The 13,095-nt window shown below is 60.0% G+C and carries 9 protein-coding genes and 1 tRNA gene; 4 read left to right on the forward strand and 6 right to left on the reverse strand.

The genetic code is table 11. From position 1 onward, the window contains the following. Positions 1-987: 987 nt before the first annotated feature. The 3 genes from VGI36_08505 to pgsA all read right to left on the reverse strand — a co-directional run bounded on the left by VGI36_08505 (position 988) and on the right by pgsA (position 3,069). Positions 988-2,190 (reverse strand): tyrosine-type recombinase/integrase, encoded by a 1,203-nt coding sequence (locus VGI36_08505; protein ID HEY2485177.1) that lies wholly within the window; start codon positions 2,188-2,190, stop codon positions 988-990. A gap of 166 nt (positions 2,191-2,356) precedes the next feature. Further along, positions 2,357-2,432: transfer RNA gene (locus VGI36_08510), tRNA-Gly, on the reverse strand. Positions 2,433-2,481: 49 nt separating this feature from the next. Further along, positions 2,482-3,069, reverse strand: coding sequence for a CDP-diacylglycerol--glycerol-3-phosphate 3-phosphatidyltransferase (gene pgsA, locus VGI36_08515; GenBank protein HEY2485178.1), 588 nt, complete (start codon positions 3,067-3,069; stop codon positions 2,482-2,484). A gap of 185 nt (positions 3,070-3,254) precedes the next feature. On the opposite strand from pgsA, the gene nadB reads away from it, so the two are divergent. Then, positions 3,255-4,856 carry an L-aspartate oxidase gene (gene nadB, locus VGI36_08520; GenBank protein ID HEY2485179.1) on the forward strand — a complete coding sequence of 534 codons (1,602 nt, stop codon included), beginning with the start codon at positions 3,255-3,257 and terminating at the stop codon, positions 4,854-4,856. Positions 4,857-4,944: 88 nt separating this feature from the next. Here the strand turns inward: nadB and clpA are convergent, their stop codons facing one another. Then, on the reverse strand, positions 4,945-7,317 hold the full coding sequence (gene clpA, locus VGI36_08525; GenBank protein HEY2485180.1) for an ATP-dependent Clp protease ATP-binding subunit ClpA: 2,373 nt from the start codon (positions 7,315-7,317) through the stop codon (positions 4,945-4,947). Beyond that, positions 7,296-7,676 (reverse strand): ATP-dependent Clp protease adapter ClpS, encoded by a 381-nt coding sequence (clpS, locus tag VGI36_08530; protein ID HEY2485181.1) that lies wholly within the window; start codon positions 7,674-7,676, stop codon positions 7,296-7,298. Before clpS ends, clpA begins: the two co-directional genes overlap by 22 nt. A gap of 381 nt (positions 7,677-8,057) precedes the next feature. On the opposite strand from clpS, the gene VGI36_08535 reads away from it, so the two are divergent. Continuing rightward, positions 8,058-9,248 carry a GNAT family N-acetyltransferase gene (locus tag VGI36_08535; GenBank protein HEY2485182.1) on the forward strand — a complete coding sequence of 397 codons (1,191 nt, stop codon included), beginning with the start codon at positions 8,058-8,060 and terminating at the stop codon, positions 9,246-9,248. 103 nt (positions 9,249-9,351) lie between these two features. On the opposite strand, the gene rmuC is transcribed toward VGI36_08535, so the two are convergent. Continuing rightward, positions 9,352-10,614 (reverse strand): DNA recombination protein RmuC, encoded by a 1,263-nt coding sequence (gene rmuC / locus VGI36_08540; protein HEY2485183.1) that lies wholly within the window; start codon positions 10,612-10,614, stop codon positions 9,352-9,354. Positions 10,615-10,719: 105 nt separating this feature from the next. On the opposite strand from rmuC, the gene VGI36_08545 reads away from it, so the two are divergent. Both VGI36_08545 and VGI36_08550 read left to right on the forward strand, forming a co-directional pair. Beyond that, a complete protein-coding gene (locus VGI36_08545; GenBank protein HEY2485184.1) occupies positions 10,720-11,961 on the forward strand; it encodes an ArsA-related P-loop ATPase in 1,242 nt (413 codons plus the stop codon). A 255-nt stretch (positions 11,962-12,216) separates the two neighbouring features. Then, positions 12,217-13,011: an adenylate/guanylate cyclase domain-containing protein gene (locus VGI36_08550; GenBank protein HEY2485185.1), complete on the forward strand. Its 795-nt coding sequence runs from the start codon at positions 12,217-12,219 to the stop codon at positions 13,009-13,011. The last annotated feature ends 84 nt before the right edge of the window (positions 13,012-13,095 follow it).

The raw sequence follows: 13,095 nt of genomic DNA on the forward strand, positions 1-13,095 counted from the left end.
AACAACAACCTTACTGGCTTCCTCGATTAGTTGCACGATCTCATCGGGGTGAGTGGCCACGGAAGCATGGCTCGTTTGCAAGGTAATCGTCTTCCTCGGGCTGGATGCGCTGCGCCATCCACTCTTCGGTCTCCGGACGAATCAACCGGTCGTTGGCCGAGATCTGATACCAACTGGGCTTTACTTTCCACGCCGGTGCTCCCGACTTCTCTTCGAAGCAACGAGCCGCTGTTGGCTTCTGTGTAAGAGCCCATACTAGCGATTCTGTTTCGTCATCGAGATCGTGGCAGAAGGTTTCATGAAACTTCTCGGGTGCGATCCATAGAAACCCGTCCTTGTCTTTACGTACGTCAGATGTCCATTGGGGCGGCGACCAGCGCGCGAGAAGGCTCGTGAGGCTCTCTCCTCATCGAGAGCCGGTCCTGCCAGATAGACGAGGCCCACGACATTTGGCATGTGGCCAGCCCCCGTGATGACGGCGCAACCATAGGCATGGCCGACTAGCAGCGTAGGAGTCTCCTGTGCGGCTGCCAACCTGCTTGTTCTGTCGACATCGTCAGTCAACGAGGTGAGGGGGTTTTGCACGGCGAAAACCCGGTAGTTCTTCTTATGGAGCGGAGGAATGACATGACGCCAGTGCGAACCATCGCCCCAAGCGCCATGCACGAGTAGGATATTTGGTTTCTCAGGCATCGTCGAAATCTCCCTCGTTGTTGAGTTGCTTGGCTGGACTTCCGTTCAACATTTGCTGGCCAAAACATCTACTCGGCCACTTCGAAAATGACTTCCAGTTCAACGGCGCCGCCGAGCGGAAGACTTGCAGCGCCCTGGACCAGGCGGCATGGGTTTTTGTCTTTTCCGAAGACGTCTTGAAGCAACTCCAGGCTGTAGATAGGATGCACCTCCCCGCTTAAGGTTGCGCGCCCGCTGACAGAAAACGAGGCCCAAGAGGCACCTTCAGGAACTTGGCTCGGCGTGAGCGACTCTTCAACCGCTCTTTAGGAGACCCATGGATTGTTCGTACCGGGTCAGCGCCTGTCGAACTGGCTCGAGCTCGGCGCGTGTGTAGATCAGGGTCGCCCTACTATTGCCCGTGTGTCCAAGAGCACGGCCAATCACCGAGGTTGGAGCACCGAGCAAGCCCAAATGAGTTCCGAACGTCCGCCTCAAGTCATGGATGGTCAGATCGCGAATCTTTGCTCGCGCGAGAATCTCTCTCCACGCTTTTTTCGGTTCCTGCATGTGGCCACTCCCAGACCGTTGACGAGGCGCGGGAAAGAGAAATTCCGATTTTTCCAGGCTTGGCAGCTTCCGGAGCATCTCTATGACTCCTTCCGTCAAGGGAAGAACCTTCGGTTTCTCGCTCTTCCCACGGCCGCCGGGCAGAGTCCATATTGCCGTCTCGAAATCGAAATCCTCCCAACGAGCCGTAAGCAACTCTCCTTTTCGGCAACCCAGCGTCAGGACCAACGTGAAAAAGTCGCGCCAATGGCGACGCTGTTCTGCGCGGAGGGCCTCCAAGAGCGCCACAATCTCGTTCGGGCGTAGATATCTCTCCCGCGAATACTCACGGTTGCGCCTTACGGCGTCGGCCGGATTCTCTGTCACCGCGTGGTGGCGCATACTTCGAGTCCAGTTCCATGCGGTTCTGATCGCCTCAACCGTTCGATTGGCGGTGACCGGACCGTTGGAAGCGGTGATTTTGTTATGCAGCGCTACCAGATCGGCCGGGATGATCTCCGAAATCCTCCTCTTCCACAGGTCTTTGTATACGGCCCCCGCCAAATCGAACCGGGCCTTGTCTCGTTTCCAGGATCGCCGGTGCCTCTCTGCGTATTCAGAAATAAATCTTCCGCATAAAGTCTCGAGGGTCATCTCGCCAGAGGCTCTCTGCCGCAATTGGACTCGTTCTGCCGCGGGATCTCGCTGCGCGTAAGTGTCCCCTTTCGCCTTCTTCGCCAGAGTGCGTGCCGCATCGACACTCAAGTCGGGATACCTGCCAAGCTTGAGCCGACGGAAACGGCGATCGACAGGACTTCTGAATTCCAGGAAGAAAGTCTTCAAACCGGAACGCGCGACACGTAGTCCGAAACCCTTTAGCTCACCATCCCGCAAGAACTGCTCCCGGGAAGAGGGCTTTGCACCCTCTGCCAGCCGGTTGGTCAAACGGACCCAATCAGCGGAACGCATACGTGGACGATACTCCGCACCTCTCTATTTTGGAAGAATTTTGGAAGAATGATGCACCGAATTCGGGCGTAAAAAGCCGGATTTCAGCGTAACGTTTGCGGAGTGAAAAACAGCACTATTTCTTAGGAAAGAATGCCGATTTTATTGGATTTTCTGATGATTCTTATGGAGCGGGTGATCGGTTTCGAACCGACGACCTCGTGCTTGGCAAGCACGCGCTCTACCAACTGAGCTACACCCGCTCGCGAGGCCGGACTAAATCGTTTATCGGGCGTCTGGTCGCAAGTCAAATCAAACCGCCGCACGCTTGCCAGCCGTGCGCACGTCAGGCGGTCTCAACGCGCGGAGCACTTTCAAATAATAATCGATCCCGGACCAGACTGTGACCACCAGCGCGATCCACAGCACGAACATCCCGAATGCGAAGCAATCGACGTGAAAGTACGTGTAGTGAATGAGCAACCCGTGAATCGCGATGACCTGGAGCGCCATCTTGTACTTGCCCAGCTCGTCGGCGCCCATCACCATTCCTTCGGTCGCTGCAACTGCGCGTAGACCGGTCACCATGATCTCCCGGATCACCAGGACCACCACCATCCAGGCGGGGACATTGGGCGAGCGCGCCATCCCGGCGAGCATGATGAGGGCGGTCGTAACCACCAGCTTATCAGCCATCGGGTCGAGGAACTTCCCGATCGCGGTCACGGAGTTGTAGCTGCGCGCTATGTAGCCATCGAAGAAGTCGGTGATGGTCGCGAAGAAGAATACCGCCGCCGCGATCGCAGAGGGCAGCGGGCCGGTCTGCATCAGCAGCCAGACAAGAAGAGGCACACAGGCGATTCGGAGGAGAGTCAGGACATTTGGCGTCGTCAGTTCCACGCCTCGCTCCGCAGCGGTCTTCTTTTGAGAATAAGGCAATCGGATAACTGGCGCAAATTGGCTGTTTCCGTACCAGATCGGGATGAGACCCGCCGACATTGTTGTTGACTGCTAACAGTTCAGCAACGTAGCGTCACTTTAGCAGTCCCCGTGTCAGCAGCGGACCAAAGAGTGGACAGGGTTGGATGAAGCATCGTTTCCAAAGCGATTTTCTCGTCATCGGTGGCGGTATTGCAGGGCTGATGTTCGCGATTCGGGCCGCGGAATTCGGCACCGTCACGGTGCTGACCAAGGCCGAGAGCACTGAAGCCAATACCGCTTACGCGCAGGGCGGCATCGCCAGCGTCTGGAGCGTGCACGACTCGTTCGAATCACACATCGATGACACCTGGCGCGCGGGCGCCGGGCTGTGCGATCGCGCCGCCGTGGAGAGCATCGTCCGGGAAGGTCCGGACGTGGTGCGCGAGTTGATCCGGCTCGGTACCCAGTTCAGCAAGCTCGAACATGGCGACGAGGATGAATATGACCTCGGGCGTGAGGGTGGCCATAGCCATCGTAGGGTGCTGCACGCACAGGATTTGACCGGGCAGGAAATAATGCGCGCTCTAACGGAGGCGGCGCGCGCCAACAAGAATATCCGAACGCTGGAAAATCACGTCGCGGTCAACTTGCTGGTGGAAAGTTCGTTGGACGGTAAGCCGGGTGCGTGCTGGGGCGTTTACGCCTATGACCGGAAGGCGCAGACGGTAAACAGAATTCTGGCGCGCGCGACTCTGCTCGCTACCGGCGGCGCGGGCAAAGTCTATCTCTACACCACGAACCCGGACATCGCGTCGGGGGATGGCGTCGCGATGGCGTATCGCGCCGGTGCCACCATCGCGAACATGGAGTTCTACCAGTTCCATCCGACCTGCCTGTTCCATCCGGCGGCAAAATCTTTCCTGATCTCCGAAGCCCTACGCGGCGAAGGTGCTATCCTGCGGCTGCCCGACGGAACGCCCTTCATGAAGCACTACCACCCGGACGCGGAGTTGGCGCCGCGCGACGTGGTTGCACGTGCCATCGACTCCGAGATGAAGCGGCACGGCTTGGACAACGTTCTCCTCGATTTGAGTCATCGCGATGCCGACTTCATCCGCGGCCGCTTCCCGAATATCTACCGGCGATGTCTCAACTTCGGCTTCGATCTTACCAGAGGTCCGATTCCGGTGGTTCCGGCCGCGCACTACATGTGCGGCGGCGTGCAGACCGATTTGAATGCCTCGACGGAAATTCCTCGTCTCTACGCGGCCGGCGAAGTAGCCATGACCGGCTTACATGGAGCAAATCGTCTGGCATCGAACTCTCTCCTGGAAGCGGCGGTCATGGGGCGGCGCGGGGCGACTGCCGCAGTCGAGATGATCAAATCGGCGAAGGGCGCTCCGCCGGAGTTTCCGGAGTGGGACCCTGGCCGCGCGATTCGAAGCGAGGAGCGGGTGCTGATCACGCAGAGCTGGGACGAGATTCGCCGCCTGCTGTGGAACTACGTCGGAATAGTCCGCAGCGATCGGCGCCTGGAACGGGCGTTGCGGAGGATCGAGCTAATCAAGGAAGAGATTCACACTTACTACTGGTATCACACGATCGATTCCGACTTGATCGAGCTGCGCAACCTGGCAACCGTGGCCGAACTCATCGTCCGCTCGGCGAGGGCGCGCAAGGAATCGCGCGGGCTGCACTACAATATCGACCATCGCGACACCGGCGGAGACGAGTGGCTTCATCCGACCGTCCTTCGTAGAGAATAGAACCAAGGGCTTGATGCCGGATCTTGGAGTCGGTTGCCCGGCGCGGAAGGGATCCAGAAAAGAACCAGGGCTGGCCGAGAAACGCGAGCTAAGAGACAGACACCGGCTGGCGAGTCGGGGTTTCGGCGTAGGAGTATGACAGCCGGTCGCCGTCAAGATCCACCGTTACACGGCCACCCTTGGTGAGTCGGCCGAACAGGACTTCGTCCGCAAGGGTGCGGGCAATTTCGCTTTCGATAAGGCGTGCCAGCGGGCGCGCCCCGAAACGCGGTTCATAGCCGTGTTCTGCCAGCCACTTCTTTGCGGCAGCCGTTGTCGTCAGCACGACCTTTTGCTTGTCCAAGCGGTCCTGAAGCTCGCCCAGAAATTTGTCTACCACTTTCTCGACGACTGGAGCGCTCAGCGGAGCAAATTCAATCGTCGCCGACAACCGGTTGCGGAATTCTGGACTGAACATCCGCTCGATCACGGTTTTCGGCGTGCCGGCGCCTATCCCGCCGTGAAAGCCAATCATCGAACGAGCCAGTTCCTGGGCACCGGCATTAGTGGTCATAACCAGCACAACGTTGCGGAAATCCGCCTTGCGGCCGTTGTTGTCGGTGAGGGTCGCGTGATCCATCACCTGCAGCAGGATATTGAACAGGTCCGGATGGGCTTTTTCGACTTCATCGAGCAACAGCACGGAATGCGGGGTCTTGTTGATCGCATCGGTGAGCAGCCCGCCCTGATCGAAACCAACGTAGCCGGGAGGCGCACCGATCAGACGCGAAACCGTATGCCGCTCCATATATTCCGACATATCGAAGCGCAGAAACTCGACTCCCATGGTCTTGGCCAGCTGACGCGCGACTTCGGTCTTGCCAACCCCGGTTGGACCCGCGAACAGGAACGATCCCACTGGCTTGTCCGGATGACTGAGGCCCGAGCGCGCCAGCTTGATCGCGCGTGCGACCGCCTCGATGGCGGTGTCCTGACCGAAGACTGCCAGCTTGAGGTCTTCCTCGAGGCTCTGCAAACGTGTCCTATCCGTTGAGGAAACCGTGCGCTCAGGAATCTTCGCCATCCGCGCGACGGTGCGCTCGATGTCGCGGACGCCGACCGTGATGGGATCTGGTGAGCCTTTGCCACGCAGGTGCCCTGCGACTCCAGCCTCGTCCATCACGTCGATCGCTTTATCGGGGAGGAAGCGATCGTTGATATAGCGTCCTGACAACTCCACCGCCAGGCGGAGTGCTGGTGCGGTGTAGCGAACGTTATGATGTTTCTCGTAGTAAGACTTGAGTCCATCGAGGATCTGTACGGCTTCCTCTTGGCTCGGCTCGAGCACATCGATGCGTTGAAACCGGCGCGCGAGCGCTTTATCGCGATCGAACGACCGCTTGTATTCCTGGTAGGTCGTCGACCCGATGCATCGAAGATCGCCGGAGGCGAGTGCCGGCTTGAGCAGATTGGAGGCATCCATGGTCGAGCCGGAGGCCGCCCCTGCTCCAACGATGGTGTGAATCTCGTCGATGAATAAGATGCGCTTGGGGTTTCCCACCACCGCCTTGATAATCGCCTTCAGGCGCTGCTCGAAATCGCCGCGAAAGCGCGTGCCCGCGAGGAGAGCGCCCATGTCGACCGCATAGATCTCGACGCCCTTCAGCGCGGGCGGCACTTCGCCGTGATGTACCGCCAACGCCAGCCCTTCCGCGAGCGCGGTTTTGCCGACGCCCGCCTCACCCACGAACACCGGGTTATTCTTGCGGCGGCGGAGCAACACGTGAATCGCCCGCTCGAGCTCATTCTTGCGGCCAACCAGCGGATCGATTTTGCCCTGCGCGGCGCGTTCCGTCAGGTTGATGGTGTAAGTCTTGAGCGCCTTTGACGGCGATACCCTGCGCTCGCCTTCTTCGTCACCGCCGGCGTGCGCTTCGTGCCCCTCTTCGTCGTCGCCCTCTTCTTCAGTGCCGCCGACGTCATGGTCTTCATCGGGACCGGCCTTCGAGACGCCGTGCGAGATGAAATTGATCACGTCAAAGCGACTGACGCCATTCTCCTGGAGAAAGAGAATCGCGGGCGACTCGGTTTCGTGGAACATTGCAACCAGCACGCTCGCGCCGTTGATCTCGGTACGTCCCGCGGACTGCGAATGGACCGCGGCCCGCTGCAGTGCGCGTTGTACGCCAATCGCGTAGCGCGGCGCGACTTCCTCCCCTTTGGGCAGCCGCTCCATTTGCTCATCGAGATAACGCTCGAGCTTTCTCCTGAGGACCTCCAGGTTGGCGCCGCTGTGCTTGAGCACATTGCTGGTAGTGACGTCATGCAGCATCGCGTAGAGCAAATGCTCCAGGCAGACATATTCGTGGCGGCGATTGACCGCCTCGGTCATCGCCAGCTGCAGGGTTACCTGAAGCTCTCGGCTGATGTTTATAGAGGAAGGCATGATCGGCGAGGCCTTTACTCCTTCTCCATCGTGCACTTCAAGGGATACTCCGCCTGGCGGGCAAGTTCCTCGACGGTTCCTACCTTGGTCTCCGCGATTTCGAACGGGTAGACGCCGGCGACTCCCATGCCATTCTGGTGCACGTGGAGCATGATCCGGGTCGCTTCGGCGTGAGGCTTGTGAAAGACCGCTTTCAGCACCTCGACCACGAATTCCATCGGCGTGTAATCGTCGTTCAGCAAGATGACCTTGTAGAGCGGGGGCTTGGCGGTTTTGGCCCTGGTCTTGGTCCGCCGTTCAGTGACGGTGCCACCCTGCCCACCGTCGTCACCATCGCCGTCGCCGCCCGCGGTCTTGGCAAGCATGGTCCAGCGATATTTGCTGTCACCGTTCATAAACCTTCCTGACGTAATAAAGATAGCAGATCGGCGGCGATCAAGGAGCAGGCAAGACACCCTCACGGACTCCTAATCCGGTGTCTACTTCACTTGCTTCAAGCGGCCCGCGGTGCTCCGACGTGGTTTGACAATTCCGAAGCAGAACTAGGCGATCTCTCGCACGTCGCTATTTCGCCTGCGCATAGCAAATGGGAGCGCTCTCGCTGCTCCCATCGCCCGACGAGTGAACCGTGAGCCATGGTTTGTTGGGTGCGCTAGGATTGTTAATCTTCATTCCGCTCGAGGAGCGCTGCGTGGATCAGAATCATTACCAGCTTGGGTCGTGCCGGGTTCTTCGAGTGGGTTCGCGCTCCTAAATTCCTTGGCGAGACACGAAGAATGAACGACGCCGCACAACAATACGAAGCGCAGATCGTCGAAGGAATCGAGAAGGTCCCGCGCGACGATTGGGACGCGGTGCTGGCGCCCGATGACTCGCCGTTTGTGGAATGGGATTGGCTGCGCGCGATGGAGAAATCGGGTGCGGCGGCGCGCGACACCGGATGGGCGCCGTTTCATATCGTCATCCGCCCCCGCGGCGGGCGCAAAATCATCGCCGCGTGTCCGCTCTATCTTAAATCGCACAGCATGGGCGAATTCGTCTTTGACCACGGATGGGCCGACGCGGCCGAGCGCGCGGGGATTCGCTACTACCCCAAGGTGGTGGTTGCGGTGCCTTTCACACCCCACACCGGACGGCGACTGCTGACCGCGCCCGGGGCGGATCGCGTGACCCTCTGCGCGATCCTCGCAAACGCCCTGGTTAAACTGTGCGACGACAATAAGCTGTCTTCGGTGCACGTAAACTTCTGCGCCGAAGACGAGGCCGCGTTGCTAGCGCGCGCCGGGTTCCTGGAGCGGCACGGTTATCAGTATCATTGGCAGAATGCCGGGTTCGCGACTTTCGACGACTACCTGGCGCGCCTCAAGCACAAGCGGCGGACCGCGGTGCGCCACGAGCGCAGCCAGGTTCGCGACGCGGGCATCGAGGTGCGGGTATTGGCGGGAGAGGAAATCGCCGATGCGATGTTCCCGACCATGTTCAAGGTCTACCTGGCGACCATCGAAAAGTTGTACTGGGGGCGCCAATACCTGACGCAGGAATTTTTCGGCCTGCTTCGGCGACACTTCAAGCGACACTTGAGGTTTGTTACAGCCCGAGATCGACGCGAGATCATCGCGGGCGCGATCTGTCTGGAAAAGGCGGGCGTGCTCTACGGGCGGTACTGGGGCTGCTTCCGCGAGGTCCGATTTCTGCACTTCGAGGTCTGCTACTACGCAGGGATCGAACATGCGATCGCCAACGGACTCAAACGATTCGAGCCCGGTGCGGGAGGTGAATACAAGTGGCTGCGCGGGTTCGATCCGGCCCTGACGCGCAGCATGCACTACGTGTCGCCTCCGGGGTTGCGCAGGGCGGTGGGAGATTTTCTGCGGCGCGAGCGCCAGGAAGTTGCGCACTGGATTACCGCGGGAGGCGAGCGCAGTCAGTTGAAGCCGCCGCCACCAAGCGATGAAGAGCAGCAGTAGGCGGAAACGGCAGGACTTTGCTTACCAGGGTCAAGGACCGGGATACTCGGCTGCACGCTGGTTCCACTGAAAGCGCGGTCTTCCACCTGCCCGGTGGTCAGGTCTATTTGCCTTTGCCGCCGACCACTGCGATCGCCGGGGCTTCCGGTTCGGGCACCGGCTCACCGGTGAGGTTCACCACCTGATTTCGATACTTGGTTAAGTGCCCGCGCGCTACCTCGTAAGCTTGCTGTGCCCGACTGAGAGATTTGCCGATTTCCTCGAAGCGGTCCTCGAAATAGCCGAACGCGCTTTGCGCCTTCTTCAGTTCCTCGGTCGCGCGTTCGTAGCTCTTGGCGAACTCGTACATCTTGAAGACCATCTGGATGGACTGAAGTGTGATGATCAGCGTGTTGGGGGACACCGCGAACACCCGTAGTTTGTTGAGGTATTCGCTCAGGTCTCCGTTCAGGACCGTTTCCATGTAGAGCGTCTCGCTCGGCAGATACATTAGCGCCATATCCGTGGTGCCGCTTTCGGGCCGGATGTACGCAGCGATGCGGCGCGCCTGCTCCTTCATGACCCGAGCAAATTCGACTCGCGCGGCGTCCAATGACCGCGGATCGGAGTTGCTGAATAGCGGCAGCACCTGCTCGCGCGGAAACTTTGCATCGATGGGCAGATTGCGCTCGGGAAATTTTACGATCGCGTCGGGACGCCCGGAAATGTCGACTCCCGGCGAGGCCTGCAATTCGTACATGTGTGCGGGCAGGAAATCCTCGAGCAGACGCTCGAGGCTGGCCTCACCGAACTTGCCGCGCAGATGCGGCATCTTGAGCAGGTTGTTCAGGTCATTGATCGAAGCGCCGATCTCCCCGACGTTGCGCAGTTGCTCCTCCGCGGCCAGCAGGTGCTGCTGAACCTTCTCAAACTGCGCGAAGCCTTCTCTAATATTCTGGTCGAGCTTGCTTTGCACCTGGTTGGTGATCGCCAGCAGTTTTTGATCGATCTCGAAGCGTACCGATTCCAGTCCGTCGCGCATCTGCGAAGTCAGCGCCGCGATCTCCAATTTTAGACCGGCCGCCTGTTCCTCGCGTCCGGCCTTAAGCTGCTGTTCCAGGTCGTTTTTCAGAGCGAGAAAGCCTTGCGCGATTCGATCGGCGGTTTCTTGGCGCAAATCACCCTTGGTATCGCTCAGGCGCTCGGCCATGTCCGCGGTCGCGCGCACGAACTTGCCGTCCAAGTCGCGCGCGACCACGTCGAGCTGCTTCACTAGTCTGTCGAAGGAATTTGCCCCTGCGTACGAACGGACCCGGAAAATCGCCATTGCCGCGATCGCAACCAAGCCCGTTACTATCACCGCCGCGACCAGCGCCGCCTCCACCATGTCCACCCCTCACCAGTAATCTTATCGTCCCCCGATTCGGCGGTCTAATCGCGGCGATGCGGGTTTGCACAACGCCTGATATGTTGCCCTGCACGGACCGTGGGCGTGAAAGACCTGCTTAAAAAGGGCTCCATCCTCATCGTGCTTGGCACCGGGGGAGTAGGGAAAACCACCGTAACCGCGGCGCTTGGGATCGCCGGTGCAGAGCGGAATCTGGACACTGCGCTGATCACGGTCGATCCCGCGCGCAGACTGCGCGACGCGCTCGGCTTGAAGCGGCTCGGCGGGCGCCCCACGCGCCTCTCGCGCGGCCACCTCGCGGCCGGCGGACTTGATCCCGCGCTCAAGCTGTCCGCGATGATGCTCGACGTGAAGGGGGCGTGGGACATGATGGCGGAGCGGTTTGCACCCGATGCCGCCACGCGTCGTCGGATTCTGCAAAATCCCTTTTACGAGCGTCTCACCGCAGAATTCGCGGGGGCCGAGGCTTTCGCGGCTTTGCAGCAACTCTACGACTTGCATGAAGCGGGAAAATTTGAGCTTAAAGTCGTTGACACTCCCCCGGCGGCCCATGCATTTGAATTCCTGGAGGCGCCCGCGCGTTTCACACGCCTGCTCGACTCGCGCGCGGCGCGGTGGATTTTTACCCCGTCGCTTTCCGCCGGACGGCTTGCGGTCAAACTCGCCAGCCAGGCGGCGCGGTTCGTAGTACGCGAACTGGAGAGATTCGCGGGCGGCCGGGCACTTTCGAGTGTGTCGGATTTTTTCGCGGCGGCCTCGGAAAGCGTCGATGCGGTCGTCGATCAACTACGCAAGACTGAGGTCCTGATGCGTTCGGACGCGGTGCGGTTCGTGATGGTAACGACGCCGGAAGCGGATCGCCTAGTTCGAGCGCGGGAGCTGATCGAGGAAATGAAGGCGGATGGGTTAGCGCTATCGGCGATTGTGATCAATCGCTTCCTGGGCGAGCGATCCTTGCGTCAAGCTGCACGTGGTTCAGCTGGGGCGGGGTTGGAATATCTCGATGAAATTCGGAGCCTGGAAAGCGAACTCGCCGATGATATCGCGAAGAGAAACGGTACCGGCGCCGTGATGACACACCTGGTTCGTCATCGCGAACAGACCCGGGCTGCGGTGGTTCGGGTTGCCGAATTCGCAAGTCAGATACCGCCCCAGGTAAAGTTAGCAGTCGCGCCTGAACTCGCCATGGAAGCGATGCACGACCTCGGCGGGTTACACCGAATCGCGGGATTTATTACCAGCGGGATCGATATCGTGGAGGTCTTGGAGAACGCGGTTTCGGGTGGGAGCGCGACGCGGCGATCACGGCGCGCCGTGCAGCGATGAACATTCGAGGCGAAGAGTGTCTAGCGTGGGGGACTACAAAAACCGCGCGCAGCTCCTCTCCCCACCTCTCTTCCGAGCTCGGACCCCTCGGTCTGCCGCGGCTACAACTATTTCTGGTGGCGCTTTTGCAGATACACTGACCTTCAACCGAGCGAGCTTGGAAATAACGTCGGCGGTCCGTTGCATGGGGCGGCCGCGTGATCAACTTTACTTCTTCGTCGCTCGGACATTGGCTTCGACCCGCGACGGACGGCAATGGCGAAGTTTCTCCGCATCGGGGTCCATCATTCGAATGTGTCCGGATATACGTCCAAAGCATGGTCAGTCCGGCGGATCGGCAGCACCGTGCTGCTGAAATGGGGCGTGGTCGAGGTGCGCGGAGTAGGCCGTACCCGGCGGGTCTACTGGACGGTCCCACCTCGAGAAAAGACCGTCCGCTGCCGCACAGCGCAGAGCGCCCGAGCATACGTGAAAAAGGCTATCGCACGGAGGGTTAACCATCGGTACGAACGGCTAGCAGACAATGTGCCCATCCGGCGGCGACCTGCACGCGCGAGCGTCGAGTTCGCTCGGGCTCTCGCCACTATCTTGTTTGTCGACATCGTGGGTTCGACCGCGAAAGCCGCGCGGCTCGGCGACCGTCGCTGGACGGAAGTGCTTAATCACTACTACGCGGCAGTTCGCGGAGCGCTTCGCGCCAACCGCGGCACAGAAATAATCACCACCGGCGACGGGATGCTCGCCACCTTCGAGACGCCAACCGCGGCAATTCGATGCGCGTCCGCGATCCGTCATGCCGTCCGCACGCTGGGTCTGGAGATCCGAGCCGGGCTGCATACCGGCGAATACAAAATGATGGGGAACGACGTCGTCGGCATTGCTGTACATATCGGCGCACGAGTAGCTGCCATGGCGGGCGCCAGCGAAGTAATGGTCTCGAGCGCGGTGAGGGACCTGGTGGACGGGTCGGCAATCAGATTCAAGGACCGAGGTGTTCACAAGCTCAAGGGAGTGCCCACCGGGTGGCGGCTCTACCTGGTCGAGTCATAACCGGGTATTTTCACGCGCGGTGATGCCAATCTTTTCCCCGCCGAAGTCAGCAAGGGCACCCGGCCACGCTCAGCTCGTCACCTT

The sequence above is a fragment of the Candidatus Binataceae bacterium genome (assembly GCA_036495685.1).
In the GTDB taxonomy this organism is placed as follows: Bacteria; Desulfobacterota; Binatia; order Binatales; family Binataceae; genus JAFAHS01.